The sequence below is a fragment of the Aeromonas sp. R6-1 genome (genome assembly GCF_040908165.1).
In the GTDB taxonomy this organism is placed as follows: domain Bacteria; phylum Pseudomonadota; class Gammaproteobacteria; order Enterobacterales; family Aeromonadaceae; genus Aeromonas; species Aeromonas caviae.
Map to the genome: position 1 here is coordinate 1 of NZ_JBFODF010000055.1, position 18794 is coordinate 18794.

Consider the following 18794-nt stretch of genomic DNA (forward strand, 5'->3'; position numbering starts at 1 on the left):
CACCCAATACAAGAAACCCCGCTCACTCGAGCGGGGTTTTTTATTGCCTGAAATTCAGCCCTCACTGGAGGGCAAACGGGCACTATGGTGCTGTTCGTCGTTCACGTTCACTTGTTGCCGAACCCACATGTTGGCTCTCTCCGTTTTCATCATTTTTAGCGTAATAACCCAGTCGGAGCTGTTCTGTCTAAACCCGCCGCCCGCGCTGCGATTGGGGTTGTATCTGAATCATAACTCGGTAGAGTAAGGGGCATTCCGGGTTTGCCCGTGCCATGGTTTCGGTTTCTTTTTCTGGTATGGGACTCTCAGCCTGTTTTTATTCACCTTCACTCAGTGGTACCGATATGGAACAAGTAAACAAGTCAACCTTCAACGATGTGCTGGAATATGTGCGTATGTCCCGTCGTCAGAACAAGCTCAAGCGTGAAATCGCGGACAACGAGAAAAAGATCCGTGACAACCAGAAGCGGGTACTGTTGCTCGACAACCTGAGTGACTATATCAAGCCCGGCATGAGCATTGACGAGGTTCAGGCCATCATCGCCAACATGCGGACCGATTATGAAGAGCGCGTAGATGACCATATCATCAAAAATGCCGAGCTTTCCAAGGAGCGCAAGGAGCTGAGTACCAAGCTGAAGAGTATGAGCACCAGCAAATAATACCGCCCCGCTCTCGTCAACACCGGCCTCTGGCCGGTGTTTCATTTTCATGCCGCAGCTCGGATCTCTTGCCGCATTGCAACAATCGGCTCCCATTTTCACAATCGCCCTGTTAACATCGCTGCAAAGCGGTCAATAGATTTCAAGCCCTTGACTTGAAACGACTAAGCTTGATTGAAAGACAATAAATTGCGCAACCATGGTGGGGCTGATATGGGCGCATCAAAACAGACGGATTCAAATAAAGTGGCATCTCAGGATTCATCCGTACCTAATACGGACGGGCAACAACAGCGTAAACGCCGACCCTGGTGGCGCTGGTTGTTCTGTTTTATCTTTTTGCTTTGCCTGGCTGCCGCGATCGCCCTGGTGGGTTATGAAATGAAGACCTCCCGACTGCAGTCACAGGAGATCTCCCGCTATGCGGCCACCCTGACCTATCAGATCGAACCCGGCCCCAGCAAGCAAATTGCCTTCCCCGACGACGGCCCGTTCGACAAGCGACTCGGTTATGTGCTGATGCCCATGATCCAGGAACGTCTCGTTCAGCGTGGCTACCAGGTGAGCGAACAGGTCCGTTTTTCCGATGCGCTCTACAACTACGCCAGCCACGGTTTCTTCGTGCCTTATACCGAGAAGGTCCAGGCAGGATTGACACTCTATGACTGCCGTGCAGAACCTTTCTACCAGTACAAGTATCCGACTCATTACTATCCGGATTTCAATGCCATACCGCCCCTGGTCATCCAGTCTCTGCTGTTTATCGAGAACCGTGACCTCCTGAGCAACAAGGAACCGCTGGCCAACCCGGCCGTAGACTGGCCGCGCTTTGCCAAGGCGGCGCTGTCTCAGGTGGGCAAGGCGCTGGATATGCAGGATCAATCTGCTGGCGGTAGCACCCTGGCGACCCAGGTGGAGAAGTATCGTCATTCTCCCGATGGACTGACCGTTTCGCCGACCGAGAAGATCCGCCAGATGGTCTCGGCCAGCGTTCGTGCCTATCGGCTGGGGCCCGAGACCCTGGAGGCCCGCAAGCTGGTTGCCTGGGCCTACCTCAACTCTGTCCCGCTCTCTGCGGCGCCCGGTTATGGCGAGGTCCACGGTCTCGGTGATGGCCTCTGGGTCTGGTTTGGCGCCAATGTCGATGAGGTGAATCGACTGCTGGATCCCGCTCGCAACCAGGATTCCACCCTGGCCGAGCAGGGCCTTGCCTTGCGCCAGGTTGTCTCCCTGATGATCGCCCACCGCCGTCCTTCCTATTACCTGGCGCAGGGCAGAGAAGCACTGTCGACCCTGACAGACAGCTATCTGCGACTCTTCGTGCAGGAGGGAATGATCACGCCCCCCCTGATGGAGTCGGCTCTCAAGGCCAAGCTGGTCTTCCGCGATTTCCTGCAGGCACCTGCCATCACCAGGGTCAACAACAACAAGGGACTGCAGGTGGCTCGCACTCGTCTCAGTCGTCAGCTCGGGGTGCAGCTTTATGATCTGGATCGCATGGATCTGACGGCCAACACCACCCTCAACATGCCGCTGCAGAACGAGGTGTCACGGTATCTGCAGCAACTGGCAGACCCTGCATTCGCAGCCCAGGTGGGCCTGTTTGGTGAGCGCCTGCTCTCGCCGGAGAAGACGGGTGATGTGAAGTACAGCTTTACCCTGTTCGAGAAGACGCCGGAAGGGGTCAAGGTCAGGGTGCAGACCGACAACACGGACCAGCCGTTCGACATCAATGAGGGCAGCAAGCTTGAACTGGGATCCACCGCCAAGTTGCGGGTGCTGACCACCTATCTCGAGATTGTCACCGAGTTGCATGACAGCTACGGCAATATGCCGGTGGAGAGCCTGCGAAAGATCGAAGTGTCCGATCAGGACAACATCAGCCGCTGGGCCATCGCCTATCTGATGAGTGCCAAGGACAGAAGCCTGCCGGTGATGCTGGAGGCCGCACTGGACCGCAAGTATTCCGCAAGTCCCTATGAAGGCTTCTTTACCGGCGGTGGCATGCACACCTTCAACAACTTCCGCAAGGAAGACAACGGTCGCATCCCGCCCATTCGCGATGCGCTGCGGGAATCCATCAACCTGCCCTTCGTGCGCTTGATGCGGGACATCGTCCGCTACAGCCTCTACAAGGAGGGAAATCGTGCCCAGTTGTTGAAAGATGACAGGGATCCTCGCCGTACCGAGTACCTGGCCAAGTTTGCTGACAAAGAGGGCCAGACCTATCTGCTGAGGTTCTGGCGCAAATATCGTGGCAAGAGTGCAGAAGAGCAGCTCGATACCTTCCTCGATGGTCTCAAACCCAGCGCGGTGCGTCTCGCCGCCGTGCATCGCTATCTGATGCCGGAAGCCTCCCAGGCCGACTTTGCCGCTTTCCTGGCCAAGCGCCTGCCGCGGGAGAAATTGACCGAGAAGCGCATAGAGCAGCTCTATACCAATTACGGCCCTGGCAAATATTCTCTGCCGGATCAAGGTTATATCGCACGGGTGCATCCACTTGAGCTGTGGTTGCTTGCTTATCTCAAGGAGTTTGACAAGGCCACCTTTACCGATGCGGTAACCGCCAGCCGTGACGAGCGTCAGGAGGTCTACAGCTGGCTGTTCAAGACCCGTCATCGCAGTGCCCGGGATAGCCGGATCCGCACCATGCTGGAGGTTGAGGCCTTCCTCGACATCCATCAGCGCTGGGCTCGCCTGGGCTACCCGTTCGATCACCTGGTTCCGTCCCTGGCGACCGCACTGGGCAGCTCGGGCGATCGTCCTGCTGCGTTGGCCGAGCTGATGGGGATCATCCAGAACGGCGGCATTCGTGCGCCGACCCTGCGCATCGAGCACCTCTCCTTTGCCAAGGGGACCCCCTTCGCCACCGTCTTTGAGCCGGCGAACACCCAGGGGGAACGGGTGATGCCTGCCGAGGTGGCCAACGCCTTGCGCAATGCACTCTCCAAGGTGGTGGAAGGGGGGACGGCGCGGCGCATCGCCGGGGCCTTCGCCTTGCAGGATGGTACTGTCCTGGCCCTGGGGGGCAAGACGGGGACCGGGGACAACCGGATCGAGACGGTCGGTCGCTACGGCAATGTGACCAGTTCACTGGCTCGCAACCGGACTGCGACTTTCGTCTTCTACATCGGGGATGATCACTTCGGCACGCTGACGGCCTATGTACCTGGCAGCCAGTCCGACAAGTTCCGCTTCACGTCGGCGCTGCCTGTACAGGTGCTCAAGGGGATGGCCCCCCTGCTGGTCCCCTATCTGCAACCTGCTACTCATACCCAGTGCATGGCGGGCAGCTGAGCGGATAGCGTATGAAAAAACGGGGCCATTTCGGCCCCGTTTGATTGTGTACTGCACGCCGCCCTGAGGCGGACGTGAGTCATCACTTACAACAGATCTTCAATTTCACCGCGCAGGTACTGGTACATCTCGCGATAGGCTACCGGCGGCTTGTTCAGCTCCCGCTCCTTGTTGGCGGTGCGGATCAGCTGACGCAGCTTCTGGCGATCCAGCTCGTGGAACTGGGACATCAGCTCGTTGAGGGCGCTGTCGCCTTCGGTGATCAGCCGCTCGCGCCACTGTTCGAGGCGATGCAGGCGGGCGTTCACGGTGGAGTGACGCATCTTGATGATGGAGAGGGCCTCTTCGATGGGGGCGACATCGCGGCTACGCATCAGACGGCCGATGAACTGGAGATGGCGACGGAAGGACTCATCCTTCTTCGGCTTGAGCTTGCGACCCAGCTCGACCGCTTCGGCGAGCTCTTCATCCAGGGGGATCTTCTCCAGCTCGCTGTGACTCAGGGAGACGATCTCTTCCCCCATCTTCTGCAAGGCTTCGGCATCACGCTTGAGCTGGCTCTTGCTGGGGCCCCAGTCTTCCCACTCGTTGTCGTCTTGATATTGACTCATCGGTCTCTGTATTCCTGTCATTCACGTTTGGCGGATATGTTACCAGCTTCTCCCGCTGGGCGCAGGGGTCTGATATGCTTAGCCCCTTTCCTTCCCTTCATACAGATGTGAGTTATGGACCAGCAAGATCAAATCCGCCAGGATCAATCCCATCTCGAGGCCGTGGTCGCCGAGGCCCTTGAGATAGCGAAAGGGCTGGGCGCCGGGCTTGCCGAAGTCTCCATCAGCAAACAGACCGGCCTCTCGGTGAACACCCGGGGCTGCGAGCTGGAAAGCATCGAATTCAACAAGGATGGCGCACTCGGCATCGCCGTCTATCGCGATGGTTGCAAGGGGTCCTCCTCCACCACGGATCTGACCAAGCCGGCCATTCGCGCCGCCGTGGAAGCGGCCATGGAGATCGCCCGCCACACCTCTCCCGATGACTGCGCCGGTCTTGCGGATGCGGATCTGCTGGCCTGGGATGCCCCGGACCTGCAACTGTGCCACCAAATCGAGCTGGATCCCCAGCGTGGCATCGCGCTGGCCATCGAGTGCGAGCGGCTGGCCCTGGGACGGGATGCCCGCATCAAGCACTCTGACGGAGCCAGTTTCTCCAGCCACCTGGGCGTCAAGGTTTATGGCAACAGCCACGGCTTCGTCAAAGGCTATGCTGCATCGCGCAACTCCCTGAGCTGCGTACTGATCGGCGAGCAGGATGGCGACATGCAGCGCGACTACGGCTACTCCTCCAGCCGCTCCCTGGACGGGCTGTGGAGCCCCCAGCGCATCGCTGACGAGGCGGTGGAGCGCACTGTTTCCCGCCTGGGGGCTCGCAAGATCAGCACCCGCCATGCCCCTGTGCTGTTCCACCCCGATACCGCTGCCGGCCTGTGGGGCCATCTGGTGATGGCCATCAGCGGGGGCAACCTTTATCGCAAGTCGAGCTTCCTGCTGGATAAACTGGGCAAGCAGATCCTGCCCGAGTGGCTCACCATCCAGGAGTTCCCCCACTTGCCGGGAGGACTTGCCAGCACCCCGTTCGACGGGGAAGGGGTTCGCACCCGCGACATGGACATCGTCCGCAGCGGCGAGCTGATGAGCTGGCTGCTCACCTCCTACTCCGCCCGCAAACTGGGCCTGACCACCACGGGCCACGCCGGGGGCATCCATAACTGGCAGGTCTCCAATACCGGCCAGGACTTCCAGGGCATGCTCAAAGAGATGGGCACCGGGCTGCTGGTGACCGAGCTGATGGGGCAGGGGGTCAACATCGTCAATGGTGATTACTCCCGCGGCGCAGCCGGTTTCTGGGTTGAAAATGGCGAGATCCTCTATCCTGTGGAGGAGATCACCATTGCAGGCAATCTAGCCGACATGTTCAGCCATATCGTGGCGGTGGGCAGTGATGAGGATGAGCGTTCCAGCCTCAAGACCGGCTCCGTACTGGTCGAGCAGATGAAACTGGCGGGGCACTGATCCCCTCCGTCCGATCTGGAATATGGTGTCTAGTCCTGAGATAGGTCTACACATTTTCAGCTAGCTTTTAGCACTCAGAACCCCCGATGCGTCACATCAGGGGTTCTGTATTTCAATGCCTGATGCGGTTGCTCCAGGTTATAAGTATCCACTGCCTTTCGCACTTTTCCCCGCCTGCGCCAGCCTCTGCAGGCTTTGCAGCAGTGACTCTCTTTTCAAGATCTCAGTGCATTTTGGTGACAGTTATGAGTATCTGTCATCAAGCATTTGACCCCGTGTTGTTCATGCAATGACTGATACAACCCCGAACAATACTGCACCTGGTGGTCCGAATGATGAATAAGCTCTCCGTGGTCACGTTGTTGCTTCAGTGTTTTCTCGATCACCATCGACTCGGCATTCATCTCTTAGTTGCCACTATTTTGCGTGAGCAGGTGTCCGTCACCTAGCTCAGGTAGAGCGGCCCTGAGTGTCATAACGCGTCTGCGTCTGTTTATAGGTGAGCTTGCCTTCTTCAATCTGCTCGACCAGGGCCAGTTTAAAAATCAGAGTAATTGTGTTGTGTTCGTTTACGCCCTGTCCCATCGAGATCTCCATCTATTCGGAGGAGAAGATGCAAACCATATTCAGGCAGATGCGCCGATCAGACGTCGGCCAGCTGCAATGCCTGGCGGTAGTACTCGTTGGCCTTATTGGTCAGGCGGCGCTTGTCCATCACCTGGCCGAGGGCGTGGTAGAGGGCGGCATCAGGCGCCTTCGCCACTTCCTGCTCCAGCAGCCGCTGGGCTTCGTCCAGTTGACCGGCCAGCAGGCAGACCCGGGCCAGCGCGGCTTCGGCGCCAGGCTGATCCTGGATCTTTCTGAGCAGGGTCAGCATGGGCTGGTAGTCGTCCAGTTTGAGCTTGGGCAGGCGGGCGAACAGCTCGGGGGAGGGATCCTTGCGCAGGGCCTCCAGCCAGAGATCGGCGGCTTCGGCATCGGCCCCCAATCGGCGCAGGCGATCCCCGTAACTGGCCAGCAGCACGGGATCCTGGCGCTGTTTGCGGGGCAGACCCTGCCAGACCGTGCGCAGGGTGTCGAGGGAGTCGCTGGCGGCCTCCAGACGACCGCACCACGCCTGGTGCAGCAGGGTCTCTTCCTGCTGAGCGGTCAGCTTGCCCACCTTGCGCAGGGCAGGGGCGAGATCGATGAGGGCCGCCCAGTCTTCACGGGCCAGATACACCTGACGCAGCTGATCCAGCACCATGGGGTGGCGCGGGTTGAGGGCATAGATGGACTCGAGGCGACCGAGGGCGCTGTCGTACTGGCCCTGCTCAATCTGCAACTGGGTCTGGATCAGGGTCAGTGCCAGCTCTGCCTTGGGGTTCTCTTCCTGAGCTTTCTGCAGGTAGTGATCCCGGCGCACGTCATCGCCCCGGGCCTGGGCCACCCGGGCGGCGCTCAGGTAGTTGAGCAGCGGGGTGTCGCTGTTGTCTGCGCCCTTGATGAGGAGCTTCTCGGCCTGGTTGTAGTGCCCCTCGGCCATGGCCAGGGTGGCATTGACGGTTTGCAGGTTGGCCTTGCGGCGGCGGCGGGAACCGAACCAGCCCTGGGTCTTGCGGCGCAGGCCGAACAGGCGGGCCAGCACCCATTCCACGATGAGCAGGGCGCCGTAGAACAGCACCGCCAGGATCACCGCGCTGGTGACCGAGGATTCCACCGTGTAGTTGCCCAGCGAGATGAGCACATAGCCCTTGTTGCCGGAGGCTTCGGGCCCGAAGATGAGGCCCGCCACCATCACGGCGACTATGACGATCAGACGAATCATGGTCTCCTCCTCAGTTGCCGGCCAGGATGCGTTGCAGGCGTTCGGTCAGCACCTGTTCCAGCATGGTCTGGGTCTTGAACTGATCCGGGTAGTCAAACTGGATCTGCTCGCCTTTGAGCTTGTCGAGCTCGGACTGCATGTACTGGGTGGCGCTGTTGTCGGCATCGAAATACTGGGTCAGCCAGCGCTGGGCCTTCTCCAGGCTGTCGACATAGAGGGACTGCTGTTCACGATAGACGGCGAGCTGGGCCTGCAGCAGCTTGGTCTTGAGGTTCTCCCGCAGGAAGATCTCCTGCTGCGGGGAGAGCAGGGCTTCCACGGCGCCATCCCGGCGACGAATGGTGATGAAGTTTTCGGTGAACTTGACCCAGTTCTTCTTCAGGTTGCTCTGCCACTCGTCCGGGTTGGTGCTGACGGTCTGGTCGGGCTCGCTCTTGGCTTCCGGCATGCTGACAGTGGAGAGGGGCAGCAGCTCGATCTGGTCCGAGAGGGCGGCCAGCTTCAGGGTCAACCCTTCGCGATCGACCCGCGGCATCCCCTTGAGCTTGGCGATGTCTTCCGCCAGCGCCTTGCGAATGGGCATCAGGCTGGGGTCGTTGAGCGCCTTGATGCGCTCGTCGGCGTTGCCGAGCAATGTGATGGCGGAGACGATGTCGTGTTCGAGCCACAGCTTGCGGCCCGCCATGCGCACCAGGTATTCGGATTCGGCCAGCATCCAGTCATTCGGGCGCTTGTCGTCCAGATCCAGCACCTTGGTCTGCAAGGCGTCCAGCGCCTCCTGCAACTGCTGCTGGCTCTTGCCGAGGGCACCGATCTGTTCGGCATCCTTGCTGCTACCCTGATCAATCCTGGTCATGGCGTCGGCCAGTTGCTGCTTGAGGGCTACCAGTTCGGCCTGCTGGGCAACGGCGTTCTGGTGTCCGTGCACATAGAGACCACCGGCCAGCCCCAGGGCCAGCAGGATGGCGATGCCGCCAAGCACGGTGCCAGAGCTGCCCTTCTTGCTCCCTGTCGTTCCGGGCGCGGGCTTGTTGTTGTCGGCCACGGTGGCCGCGGCACTCGGCTGGACTTCTTGCTGTTCAGTCATTCCATCTTCCTCAGTTCCAGGGCGGCCACCAGAGCCTGGTTGGATGCACCTTGGGCAATCACGATACGGGTAAAACCAGCCCCTTCTGCCATCTCGGCCACCCGGGGACTGGGCACCACCAGCAGGCGGTCATAAAGCCAGGGGTGCTGCGGGCCGGGCACCAGGGCCAGCAACCGCTGCAACAATTCGCCACTGGTGATGAGCAGGCTGTCGAGCCCGGCTGCCTGCCAGTGGCGGGTCAATGCGTCCCCGTCAAGATCGGGGTAGTGGCGCTCGTAGGTGGCACAATAGTGCACCAGTGCGCCCCGTGAGGCCAGCGTCCGGGCGATGAGATCCCGCCCGTCGTTGCCGCGCAGGATCAGCACCCGGCGGCCACTCACCCCTTGCAGTGCCGGCAGGGCCAGCAGCCCTTCGCTGCGGGGATCGGCCGGGCACAGGGCCTGGATGCCCGCCTCGGCAAAGGCATCCGCACTCGCCTGACCGACTGCAAAGTAATCAATATGTGGCCAGGTCTGACCAGTTTGCAACAGAAAATGATGTGCAAAATGAACGGCATGCATGCTGACGGCGATAACGAGGTCCGCCTCCCGCAGCATGTCACCCAGGTGAGGGAGGTCGCATCCCGGCCGGGTTTCCAGCAGCGGACAGCAGAGCGGTGCATGACCCAGCTGGTGCAGCATCTGCACCAGCTGGTTGGCCTGGGCGGCCGGGCGCACCACCAGGGGGACCATCAGGCGGCGCTCCGGGCAGATGACCGCGAACCTGGCTGTGCTGCACTCATGCCCGGTAGACCTCGGCCAGGATAACGTCGGCACCGGCGGCCAGCAGGCGCTGGGCCAGGGTGTGGCCCAGTGCCTCGCCCTCTGCCAGGGGGCCGCGGATCTCGTCGCGAATGACGCGGGCACCGTCCGGGCTGCCCACCAGGCCGCGCAGCCATACCTCTTCTCCCTGTACCAGGGCGTAGGCCCCGATAGGCACCTGGCAGCCCCCTTGCAGGGCGCGGTTCATGGCGCGCTCGGTCAGCACCCGGATGCGGGTTTCGGCGTGCTCGAGCGGCGCCAGCAGGGCGTGCAGCTCAACATCATCCAGGCGGCATTCGATGCCGACCGCCCCCTGGCCGTTGGCGGGCAGGCTCTGTTCGGGCTCGATGAAGGCGGCGATGCGATGGGCCATCTCCAGTCGTTTCAGGCCGGCGGCGGCCAGGATGATGGCGTCATATTCACCGGCATCCAGCTTGGCGAGGCGGGTGTTGACGTTGCCCCGCAGGTCGCGGATCACGAGATCAGGGCGGGCAGCGCGCAGCTGGCACTGACGGCGCAGGCTGGAGGTGCCGACCACGGCCCCTTGAGGCAGCTCGTCTATCTGGTTGAAATGGTTGGAAACAAAGGCATCACGTGGGTCTTCGCGCTCACAGATGGTGTGCAGGCCGAGTCCGTCGGGGAACTCCACAGGTACGTCTTTCATGGAGTGGACAGCGATGTCGGCACGCCCTTCCAGCATGGCAGTCTCCAGTTCCTTGACGAACAACCCCTTGCCGCCGACCTTGGCGAGGGGGGTGTCGAGGATCTTGTCACCCTGGGTGCTCATGGGCACCAGTTCGACCTGCAGATCCGGATGGAGTGCCTCCAGCCGATCTTTCACAAAATTGGCCTGCCACAGGGCCAGTGGGCTCTTTCGAGTGGCAATTCTCAGGGTTCGGGCTGCCATATCAATCAGTTGTTTCATCTTTTGAGAGGAAAACGATCTTACCACCCTTTGCAGGGGCTTTCATGGCGCAGCCCGCAAAAGCGGGGCCAAGCTCAAAAACGGGGGCTGAAAATTATTTTCATTCAGCCAATAATTGATTTTAAGTTATTGAAAGTAAGCAACTTTATTGCTTTCCTCTGATACCGTTACGAACGGGGTCAGAAATAATCCGGTGATTGTGTGCGGGCTTGTTTACCACTGCTGTTTGCATTGTTAACATGATCACACTTTTTTGACGTCTCCCCGTTTTGGTGCGTCATTTCTCTTCCCCATAGGTAGGGCATTGCTGGTTAAACTCGACACGCTGGTGGCGCGCTACGACGAACTCAATCGTCTCAAGACGCAACGAGCGCTGGATCTCATGAGTCGCTACGGGCAGCAGGTTTTCCACTTGCTGCCTGTCATGCTGCACTTCAATCACCCCCTGTTGCCCGGTTATGTGGCAGGGGATGTGCCTCATGGTATCTGGAGTTTTGTCGCCAACGATGCCCAGCAGGCCTTCATCCAGGATCTCTGCCAGAACGCCAACTGCCAGGGCGGTCTCAGTACCCACGACAAGTCCATCCAGGGCCTCTACTCCATGGGGAGCACCTCCTCCATCGGTCAGTGCTGCCACTCGGATCTCGACATCTGGGTCTGCCACGTGGCCGGTCTGTCGAGCGAGCGCCTCGCCCTGCTGGAACAGAAGTGCCAGCACCTCTCCATGTGGGCCGAGCAGCGGGGGGTCGATCTCAACTTCTTCCTGATCCCCGAAGACAAGTTCCGTCAGCGCAACGATGCCCAGATGCAGGGGGAGAGCTGCGGCAGCGCCCAGCACCTGCTGCTGCTTGACGAGTTCTACCGCAGTGCCATGCACATCGCCGGCAAGCGGCTGCTCTGGTATCTGGTGCCGGCCGAATATGACGATCACTACGACGACTACGTCAACGGCCTGTTTGCCCACGGCAAGTTGAGCCAGGATGACTGGCTCGATCTCGGCGGCTTTGATCGCATTCCTGCCGAGGAGTATTTCGGCTCCGCCCTGTGGCAGCTCTACAAGGGGATCGACTCCCCCTACAAGGCGGTGCTCAAGTCGGTGCTGATGGAGGCCTACTCCCACGAGTATCCCAACACCCGGCTGCTGTCGGTGACCAGTCGCGACTGGTTCCAGCACAACGAGGGGATGCACTACCGCCTCGACAACTACTGTCTGATGCTGGACAAGGTGACCAACTACCTCAAGTCCATCGGCGACATGCAGCGCCTCGATCTGGTGCGTCGCTGCTTCTATCTGAAGGTGTGCGACGGGCTGAGCCATCCCAAGGAGGATCACTCCCCGGACTGGCGCCGGGAGCAGATGGCCCAGCTGGTGGCCTACTGGGGCTGGAGTCCGGAGCGCCTTTACCACCTTGATCACCGCCAGGAGTGGAAGGTGGAGGACGTCAAGGTGGCCTACGCCGAGTTGCTGGAGGCTCTGATGCAGAGCTACCGCAACCTCATCCAGTTCGCCCGGCGCAACAACATCAGCGAGTCCATCAATCCGGAAGACATCGGCATCCTGTCGCGCAAGCTCTATGCCGCATTCGAGAGCCTGCCGGGCAAGGTGCAGCGCATCAACCTCAAGATTGCGCCGGATCTCGGCGAGCCGGATCTCAGCTTGGTACAGGTACCCCACGGCCGCCTGAATCGCGCCGGCTGGTATCTCTACAAGCATTCCCTCGAACCCGCCGACATCATCGGCCGGGCGCCGCTCGAATATAACGGCTACATCAGCAAGCTGGTGGCCTGGGCCTATTTCAACGGCCTGCTGACGCCCCAGTCCCGGGTACACCTGTTCAACCAGGGCTCGGATCTGCACATCGACAACCTGCATCAGTTCTGTCGCGATCTCTCCGGCACCTTCCCGGTCAAGTATCCCCGCGCGACCAACCTGGCCCTGAGCCGGCCGTGCGAGATCCGCCAGCTCTCCATCTTCCTGAACCTGGAGACGGACCCGTCCAGCCACTGGGTGGGGCAGGTGATCGAGTTCGATGCCAACGCCGCCGATGTCTTCTCGTTCGGTCGCAACCAGGAGTGTCTGGTGGGATCCGTGGATCTCGTCTATCGCAACTCCTGGAGCGAGATCCGCACCCTGCACTTCGAGGGAGAGGAAGCCGTGGTGGACGCCCTCACCACCATCCTCGGCAAGATGCACCAGGACGCCGCGGCCCCCGAGATGATCGAGGTGTTCTGCTACAGCCAGCACTTCCGCTCCCTGGTGCGCACCCGCTTCCAGCAGCTTGTGGCTGAATGCATCGAGCTGCGCCTGGCCCGGGACAAGCAGCAGCTGGTCAAGACGCTGGCGCTCGGCAAGGAGAAGTACGGCATCTTCTTCGAGCGGCGCGGGGTGTCGGTCAAGAAGCTGGAAAACGCCATCGACTTCTACCGCCACATCTCCCACAACAAGCTGGATCACCTGCCGCTGCGCCTCGACAAGACTCACAGCCAGCACCTGCCCGGTATCGTCGACGCCTACGCCAGCGAAGGGCTGGTGCAGTTCTTCTTCGATACCCGGGATGCAGGCACCAACATCTATATCCTGGACGAGGCGAATCGGGTGGAGATCTACCAGCACTTCGCCGGCAACAAGGACGAACTGGTACAGGGGGTGAACCGGTTCTACACCTCGGGTCACGAGCGATTCAGCAATGCGGGTCAGTTCAGCAACTTCAACCTGCCCCAGTACTACGAAATCGTGCAGGTGGGTGACAAACTCGATGTGATCCCCTACCGCAGCCAGAGCCCGCAGCGGGACACCCCAGGCGCGGCGCGGGAAGTAGGATGATGCGCTGATAACAGCACCGGCAAGATGGCAAACGGCCTGCATGATGCAGGCCGTTGTCGTATCCGTGGTGCGGGAATCAGGCGTGGAGGGGGCGCAGCCAGTGGGGGGATGCCGTCGAGCATCGCCGTCAGGGATGAAAGCAAACGGCCTGCTGATGCAGGCCGTTGTCTTACCCGTGAGCCGACAATCAGGCGCCGAGGCGGGCCAGCAACCAGCTGCGAATGTCGCCCAGCTGGGGGCGGCAGATCTCGTGGCGCATGGGGTATTCGTGCCACTCGGGGCTGAGTCCCGCCGCTTCCAGCCGGTTCTTGGCGTCCCAGCCCATGGAGAGGTTCACCACGTCGTCATAGATGCCGTGCATGTAGCAGATGGGCAGGACGCGGGCCGCCTCGCTCATCTCTGCTTGCAGGGCATCGGGTACCGCCAGGTAGGTGGACATGCAGAGCAGGCCTGCCAGGGGCACCGGATGACGCAGGGCGGTGAAGGAGGCGATGACGCCCCCCTGGGAGAAGCCGGCCAGCACGATGCGCTCGGGGGGGAAACCCTCGGCCACCAACTGGTCGATCAGCGCGGCAATACGGGCCGCTGACTCCCTGACATGGGACTCCACGGCGCGATCCGCCGGATCCTCGAAGCTCTTGATGTCGTACCAGCCGCGCATCCTGTAGCCCATGTTGATGGTGATGGGGCGCTCGGGCGCATCCGGCAGCAGATGGCGGACGGGCAGGTCGGCGGGCAGGGCCAGCGCCTCCACCAGGGGGGCGAGGCCGGCGCCGGAGTCCCCCAGCCCGTGCAGCCAGATCACCGCATGGCGGGCACCTTCGGGATGCAGATCCGTCATGAGAAGACCACGGGCTCGCCGGCCTGGGTGGTGCAGGCCCGGGTCAGCAGGGCCTTGAGCTCGTCGCCGAAGCGGTTGTCGATCCAGCTGTCACCGCGCAGCTCGAAGTGGAAGCCGTTCTCCCGGGTGGCGACCCAGATCTGGTGCAGGGGCTCCTGCTTGTTGATGATGACCTTGGTCTTGTTCTCGAAGCTCAGGGTCAGCACCCCGCCGGCGCGTTCGCAGTCGATATCCGGATACCCCTCGTCGATGGTGTCTTCCACATACTGGAAAAAGGCGTCGGTCAGGGCGTGATACTCGTGATCCTTCATCGGTTTATCCTGTTGCTTTTAACAATGTGAGTGCGATTATAGAGGGCCAAAAATTTTTTCGCAGCGAACCATTATGATTACCCAGTTCACCAAGTGCCTGTTTGCCGCGTCGCTGTCGCTCGGGTTGGCCGCCTGTGGCCTGACGGGGCCGCTCTACATGCCGCCGGCCGAACAGCCCGCACCTGCAGAGCAGACACAGCCCAAGACAGAGAGTACACCGCAAGCCGCCTCGCCTGCGACCGCTACACCGGCCTCAGAGGCCGCGCCGCAATAATCTAGGAAGGAACCGCCCCCTTGGATCACTTTAACTACGACGCAGACGGTCAGCTTCAGGCCGAACAGCTTCCCCTGCAACAGCTTGCCGACCAGTACGGCACTCCGCTCTATGTCTACTCCCGCGCCACCCTGGAACGCCACTGGCATGCCTTCGACCAGGCGGCTGGCGACATTCCCCACCTGATCTGCTACGCGGTCAAGGCCAACTCCAACCTGGCCCTGCTCAATCTGCTGGCACGCCTTGGTTCGGGCTTTGACATCGTCTCCGGCGGCGAGCTGTCCCGGGTGCTGGCGGCGGGCGGTGATCCGGCCAAGGTGGTCTTCTCCGGCGTCGCCAAGAGCGAAGCCGAGATGCGCCTTGCGCTGGAAAAAGAGATCCTCTGCTTCAACCTGGAGTCCGAAGCCGAGCTGGAGCGCCTGAACCGGGTTGCAGGCAGCATGGGCAAGAAGGCGCGGGTCTCGGTGCGGGTCAACCCGGACATCGACGCAGGCACGCACCCCTATATCTCCACCGGCCTCAAGCAGAACAAGTTCGGCATCCCCATCGAACAGGCGCCCGCCATCTACCGCAAGGCAGCGGCCATGGCCCACATCGAGATCAAGGGGGTGGATTGCCACATCGGCTCGCAACTCACTGAATTGAATCCCTTTATGGAGGCGGCGGACAAGCTGCTCAAGCTCATCGACGAGCTGGCGGCGGAAGGCATCCACATCCATCACCTGGACGTGGGCGGCGGTCTGGGGGTCAACTACGGCGCCGAGCAGCCGCCGCACCCCACCGAGTATGCCGAGGCGCTCAAGCAGAAGCTGGCGGGCCGGGATCTGACCCTCTTGTTCGAACCGGGCCGCGCCATCGTCGCCAACGCCGGTGTGCTGTTGACCCGGGTCGAGTTCCTCAAACCCGGCGAGACTCGCAACTTCGCCCTGATCGACGCCGGCATGAACGATCTGCTGCGCCCCTCCCTCTACGGCGCCTGGATGAACATCATCGAGGTGGACAGCCGGGCGACCCACGAGAAGGCACTCTATGACGTGGTGGGCCCGGTGTGCGAGACCGGCGACTTCCTCGGCAAGGAGCGTACCCTGGCGATTGCCGAGGGCTCCCTGCTGGCGGTGCGTTCCGCTGGCGCCTACGGCTTTACCATGTCCTCCAACTACAACACCCGACCCCGTGCGGCCGAGGTGCTGGTGGACGGTGACCAGGCGCACCTCATCCGTGAGCGGGAGCAGTTGGCGGATCTCTGGCGTGGCGAGCACCTGCTGCCGTGATGGATGGATTTTCAGCGTTCCTCCATGTGAGAGCGTGATTAACGGTGAGACAGGAACGCGCGATGTTGATTGAGTTTTCCAAAATGCACGGCCTCGGTAACGACTTCATGGTGGTGGATGGCGTCACCCAGAAGGTGTTCTTCAGCAACGACATCATCAAGAAGCTGGCGGATCGTCACTTCGGTATCGGCTTCGACCAGCTGTTGCTGGTGGAGCCGCCCTATGACCCCGAGCTCGACTTCCACTACCGCATCTTTAATGCCGACGGCAGCGAGGTGGAACAGTGCGGCAACGGGGCCCGTTGCTTCGCCCGTTTCGTGCGTCTCAAGGGGCTGGTCAACCGGGATCGCATCGCGGTCAGTACCGCCCGGGGCCGCATCACTCTGCAGCTGGAAGGGGAGAACCAGGTCACGGTCAACATGGGGGTGCCCCAGTTCGAGCCGGGCAAGATCCCGTTCCGTGCCCAGAAGGCGGAGAAGACGTATCTGCTGCGGGCCCAGGATCACACCGTGATGTGCGGTGCCGTCTCCATGGGCAACCCTCACTGCGTCATCGAGGTGCCCTCGGTGGCCGATGCGCCGGTGGAGACCCTGGGACCCATCATGGAGCGCCACGAGCGCTTCCCCGAGCGGGTCAACGTCGGCTTCATGGAGATGGTCAACGCCAGCGAGATCAAGCTGCGGGTCTTCGAGCGCGGGGTGGGGGAGACCCTGGCCTGCGGGACCGGGGCCTGTGCGGCCGTGGTGATAGGCATCAGCCAGGGCAAGCTCAAGGAGCGGGTCACCGTCACCCTGCCGGGTGGCAAGCTGACCATCGCCTGGAAGGGACCGGGTCAGCCCGTCTACATGACGGGACCGGCCGAGCACGTCTTTGACGGCCAGATAGAGTTGTAGACAAGGAGCGGGTGATCCCGCTCCATCAACGGATCATATCGGGGCCCTTGGCCCCTTTTTCGGATGGATCAACCAAGTTATGAGCGAACTCAAACGGCAGGAATCACTGGTGGATGAAGCCACAGTGCTGGAGTACCTGGCCCGTTATCCCGAGTTTTTCCTGCGTCACGGGGCCATGCTGGACAAGATCCGCATTCCCCATGCGCAAAAGGGCACCATCTCCCTGGTGGAGCGCCAGCTGGACAGACAGCGGGAGCGCATCGAGCAGCTGGAGCAGGAGATCACCGAACTGATGGGGGTCGCCAGCGAGAACGAGCGGATCTTCCGGGTCTATGCGGATCTCTACGGGGAGATCTACGGTTGCCAGACCCTGTTCGAGCTGAGCGCCGTGATGGGCAAGGCCTTCGTCCAGCGGCTGCGACTCACCGGCCTGCGGCTCTGGCTCAATCCCAGGCATTTCCAGCTGAGCGGCCCCGAGCAGCGTTTCCTGGCGCAGGGCAAACAGCTCGAACAACTGCTGGGCCAGCGCCTGCCCGGCACGGACTACTATTTCGGTCGCCTCAACCAGAGCGAGAAGCAGGCGCTGTTTGGCAATGATGTGCTGGTCAACTCGGTGGCCCTGATGCGGCTCGGGGAGCTCGGCGTGCTGGCCTTCGCGAGCTCGGATCCCAGCCACTTCACCCCCCACAACGACACCCTGCTGCTGGGTCAGCTGGGGCGTCTGCTGCAACTGCGTCTGCCCGAGCTGGCCCGTGGCTAAGGCAACGACCCGAGCCCCTGCCAGGACGCCCCCTGCCGCCGACCCCCTGCCGGTCGCACTGGCGGGGGAGCTGGACGCCTTTATCGAATACCTGCGGGTCGAGCGCCAGCTCAGCCCCCACACCCGTAGCAACTATCAGGCCCACCTGGAAGCCATGACTGCCGAGCTGGTGAAGCTCGGGGTCGACGACTGGGCCCGGCTCGAGGCGAGCCAGGTGCGCAGTCTGGTGACCCGGATGCACAAGGGGGGGCTGGCGCCCCGCTCCCTTGCCACCAAGGTGTCGGCCCTGCGCAGCTTCTGCGACTGGCAGGTGCGCCAGGGGCGGCTCACCGCCAACCCGGCGCGGGGCATCGTCACCCCCAAGCAGGGGCGGCCCCTGCCCAAGAACCTGGACGTGGACGAGATGTATCAGCTGCTCAACATCACCGACGAGCAGGATCCGCTGGCGGTACGGGATCGCGCCATCATGGAGCTGATGTACTCCTCCGGCCTGCGCCTTGCCGAGCTGGTGGGGCTCAACCTCGCGGACGTGAAGCTCGACGAGCGCCAGCTCAGGGTGATCGGCAAGGGCTCGCGGGAACGGGTGCTGCCCATCGGGCGGATGGCGGTGGAGTGGTTGCACAAGTGGCTCAAGGTACGCCCCCTGCTGGCCGGTGACGAGGGGGAGGCATTGTTCGTCTCCAAGCGCAGGCAGCGGCTCTCGGCCCGCTCTGTACAGGAGCGGCTCGACGGCTGGGGCAACAAGCAGGCGCTCAATGCCCACGTGCATCCCCACAAGCTGCGCCACAGCTTCGCCACCCACATGCTGGAATCCTCCGGCGATCTGCGGGCGGTGCAGGAGCTGCTGGGGCATGCGGATCTCTCCACCACCCAGATCTATACCCACCTCGACTTCCAGCATCTGGCCAAGGTATATGACAGTGCCCACCCGCGAGCGAAGCGGGATCCGGAAACGCCGGAGGATGAGTGATGT

The 18794-nt window shown here is 61.6% G+C and carries 17 protein-coding genes and 1 pseudogene; 9 read left to right on the forward strand and 9 right to left on the reverse strand.

Features of this window, described 5'->3' with window-relative positions; genetic code table 11:
• The first annotated feature begins 344 nt into the window (after nucleotides 1–344).
• Together tmaR and AB5Y68_RS19200 are read left to right on the forward strand one after the other, a co-directional pair.
• Complete coding sequence (tmaR, locus tag AB5Y68_RS19195; RefSeq protein ID WP_010672687.1) at nucleotides 345–662, forward strand: PTS system regulator TmaR; 318 nt, start codon at nucleotides 345–347, stop codon at nucleotides 660–662.
• Between the two features lie 213 nt (nucleotides 663–875).
• On the forward strand, nucleotides 876–3959 hold the full coding sequence (locus AB5Y68_RS19200) for a transglycosylase domain-containing protein (protein WP_039039814.1): 3084 nt from the start codon (nucleotides 876–878) through the stop codon (nucleotides 3957–3959).
• Nucleotides 3960–4045: 86 nt separating this feature from the next.
• Here AB5Y68_RS19200 and yjgA read toward each other — a convergent pair whose 3' ends face one another.
• Nucleotides 4046–4570: a ribosome biogenesis factor YjgA gene (yjgA, locus tag AB5Y68_RS19205; RefSeq protein ID WP_010672689.1), complete on the reverse strand. Its 525-nt coding sequence runs from the start codon at nucleotides 4568–4570 to the stop codon at nucleotides 4046–4048.
• Between the two features lie 114 nt (nucleotides 4571–4684).
• On the opposite strand from yjgA, the gene pmbA reads away from it, so the two are divergent.
• Nucleotides 4685–6028, forward strand: coding sequence for a metalloprotease PmbA (pmbA, locus tag AB5Y68_RS19210; RefSeq protein WP_039039813.1), 1344 nt, complete (start codon nucleotides 4685–4687; stop codon nucleotides 6026–6028).
• A 74-nt stretch (nucleotides 6029–6102) separates the two neighbouring features.
• Here pmbA and AB5Y68_RS19215 read toward each other — a convergent pair.
• The 6 genes and pseudogenes from AB5Y68_RS19215 to hemC all read right to left on the reverse strand — a co-directional run.
• Nucleotides 6103–6497 (reverse strand): annotated as a pseudogene (locus AB5Y68_RS19215) (DDE-type integrase/transposase/recombinase); the annotation flags it as partial.
• The gene (locus AB5Y68_RS19220; RefSeq protein ID WP_010672691.1) at nucleotides 6479–6613 is read right to left on the reverse strand and encodes a hypothetical protein; all 135 of its coding nucleotides are present in this window, start codon (nucleotides 6611–6613) and stop codon (nucleotides 6479–6481) included. The pseudogene AB5Y68_RS19215 and the gene AB5Y68_RS19220, both read right to left, overlap by 19 nt.
• Before the next feature lie 58 nt (nucleotides 6614–6671).
• The gene (locus tag AB5Y68_RS19225; protein ID WP_039039812.1) at nucleotides 6672–7835 is read right to left on the reverse strand and encodes a heme biosynthesis HemY N-terminal domain-containing protein; all 1164 of its coding nucleotides are present in this window, start codon (nucleotides 7833–7835) and stop codon (nucleotides 6672–6674) included.
• Between the two features lie 10 nt (nucleotides 7836–7845).
• Nucleotides 7846–8922, reverse strand: a complete 1077-nt coding sequence (locus tag AB5Y68_RS19230; protein WP_039039811.1) for a uroporphyrinogen-III C-methyltransferase — start codon at nucleotides 8920–8922, stop codon at nucleotides 7846–7848.
• The gene (locus tag AB5Y68_RS19235) at nucleotides 8919–9653 is read right to left on the reverse strand and encodes a uroporphyrinogen-III synthase (RefSeq protein WP_039039810.1); all 735 of its coding nucleotides are present in this window, start codon (nucleotides 9651–9653) and stop codon (nucleotides 8919–8921) included. The genes AB5Y68_RS19230 and AB5Y68_RS19235 overlap by 4 nt, the downstream gene beginning before the upstream one ends.
• A gap of 46 nt (nucleotides 9654–9699) precedes the next feature.
• Nucleotides 9700–10629 (reverse strand): hydroxymethylbilane synthase, encoded by a 930-nt coding sequence (gene hemC / locus AB5Y68_RS19240; protein WP_039039809.1) that lies wholly within the window; start codon nucleotides 10627–10629, stop codon nucleotides 9700–9702.
• 322 nt (nucleotides 10630–10951) lie between these two features.
• Here hemC and AB5Y68_RS19245 point away from each other — a divergent pair, with 322 nt between their 5' ends.
• Nucleotides 10952–13471 (forward strand): class I adenylate cyclase, encoded by a 2520-nt coding sequence (locus AB5Y68_RS19245; RefSeq protein ID WP_039039808.1) that lies wholly within the window; start codon nucleotides 10952–10954, stop codon nucleotides 13469–13471.
• 187 nt (nucleotides 13472–13658) lie between these two features.
• Here the strand turns inward: AB5Y68_RS19245 and AB5Y68_RS19250 are convergent, their stop codons facing one another.
• Both AB5Y68_RS19250 and cyaY read right to left on the reverse strand, forming a co-directional pair.
• On the reverse strand, nucleotides 13659–14312 hold the full coding sequence (locus AB5Y68_RS19250) for an alpha/beta hydrolase (RefSeq protein ID WP_039039807.1): 654 nt from the start codon (nucleotides 14310–14312) through the stop codon (nucleotides 13659–13661).
• Nucleotides 14309–14623: an iron donor protein CyaY gene (gene cyaY / locus AB5Y68_RS19255; RefSeq protein WP_010672698.1), complete on the reverse strand. Its 315-nt coding sequence runs from the start codon at nucleotides 14621–14623 to the stop codon at nucleotides 14309–14311. The genes AB5Y68_RS19250 and cyaY overlap by 4 nt, the downstream gene beginning before the upstream one ends.
• 73 nt (nucleotides 14624–14696) lie before the next feature.
• On the opposite strand from cyaY, the gene AB5Y68_RS19260 reads away from it, so the two are divergent.
• The 5 genes from AB5Y68_RS19260 (at nucleotide 14697) to xerC (ending at nucleotide 18791) form a co-directional block, all read left to right on the forward strand.
• Complete coding sequence (locus tag AB5Y68_RS19260) at nucleotides 14697–14897, forward strand: lipoprotein (protein WP_010672699.1); 201 nt, start codon at nucleotides 14697–14699, stop codon at nucleotides 14895–14897.
• A gap of 20 nt (nucleotides 14898–14917) precedes the next feature.
• Entirely contained in the window at nucleotides 14918–16168 is a 1251-nt protein-coding gene (gene lysA, locus AB5Y68_RS19265; protein ID WP_039039806.1) for a diaminopimelate decarboxylase, read from the forward strand.
• A gap of 62 nt (nucleotides 16169–16230) precedes the next feature.
• Entirely contained in the window at nucleotides 16231–17061 is an 831-nt protein-coding gene (gene dapF / locus AB5Y68_RS19270; protein ID WP_029313578.1) for a diaminopimelate epimerase, read from the forward strand.
• 79 nt (nucleotides 17062–17140) lie between these two features.
• A complete protein-coding gene (locus tag AB5Y68_RS19275) occupies nucleotides 17141–17821 on the forward strand; it encodes a DUF484 family protein (RefSeq protein WP_010672702.1) in 681 nt (226 codons plus the stop codon).
• Nucleotides 17814–18791 carry a tyrosine recombinase XerC gene (gene xerC / locus AB5Y68_RS19280; RefSeq protein WP_039039805.1) on the forward strand — a complete coding sequence of 326 codons (978 nt, stop codon included), beginning with the start codon at nucleotides 17814–17816 and terminating at the stop codon, nucleotides 18789–18791. Before AB5Y68_RS19275 ends, xerC begins: the two co-directional genes overlap by 8 nt.
• The last annotated feature ends 3 nt before the right edge of the window (nucleotides 18792–18794 follow it).

What these genes read in the sequence shown, in the direction of transcription:
- tmaR (WP_010672687.1), top strand. Translation starts at nt 345, where the DNA reads ATGGAACAAGTAAACAAGTCAACCTTCAACGATGTGCTGGAATATGTG.
- AB5Y68_RS19200 (WP_039039814.1), top strand. Translation starts at nt 876, where the DNA reads ATGGGCGCATCAAAACAGACGGATTCAAATAAAGTGGCATCTCAGGAT.
- yjgA (WP_010672689.1), bottom strand. Translation starts at nt 4,570, where the DNA reads ATGAGTCAATATCAAGACGACAACGAGTGGGAAGACTGGGGCCCCAGC.
- pmbA (WP_039039813.1), top strand. Translation starts at nt 4,685, where the DNA reads ATGGACCAGCAAGATCAAATCCGCCAGGATCAATCCCATCTCGAGGCC.
- AB5Y68_RS19220 (WP_010672691.1), bottom strand. Translation starts at nt 6,613, where the DNA reads ATGGGACAGGGCGTAAACGAACACAACACAATTACTCTGATTTTTAAA.
- AB5Y68_RS19225 (WP_039039812.1), bottom strand. Translation starts at nt 7,835, where the DNA reads ATGATTCGTCTGATCGTCATAGTCGCCGTGATGGTGGCGGGCCTCATC.
- AB5Y68_RS19230 (WP_039039811.1), bottom strand. Translation starts at nt 8,922, where the DNA reads ATGACTGAACAGCAAGAAGTCCAGCCGAGTGCCGCGGCCACCGTGGCC.
- AB5Y68_RS19235 (WP_039039810.1), bottom strand. Translation starts at nt 9,653, where the DNA reads ATGGTCCCCCTGGTGGTGCGCCCGGCCGCCCAGGCCAACCAGCTGGTG.
- hemC (WP_039039809.1), bottom strand. Translation starts at nt 10,629, where the DNA reads ATGGCAGCCCGAACCCTGAGAATTGCCACTCGAAAGAGCCCACTGGCC.
- AB5Y68_RS19250 (WP_039039807.1), bottom strand. Translation starts at nt 14,312, where the DNA reads ATGACGGATCTGCATCCCGAAGGTGCCCGCCATGCGGTGATCTGGCTG.
- cyaY (WP_010672698.1), bottom strand. Translation starts at nt 14,623, where the DNA reads ATGAAGGATCACGAGTATCACGCCCTGACCGACGCCTTTTTCCAGTAT.
- AB5Y68_RS19260 (WP_010672699.1), top strand. Translation starts at nt 14,697, where the DNA reads ATGATTACCCAGTTCACCAAGTGCCTGTTTGCCGCGTCGCTGTCGCTC.
- dapF (WP_029313578.1), top strand. Translation starts at nt 16,231, where the DNA reads ATGTTGATTGAGTTTTCCAAAATGCACGGCCTCGGTAACGACTTCATG.
- AB5Y68_RS19275 (WP_010672702.1), top strand. Translation starts at nt 17,141, where the DNA reads ATGAGCGAACTCAAACGGCAGGAATCACTGGTGGATGAAGCCACAGTG.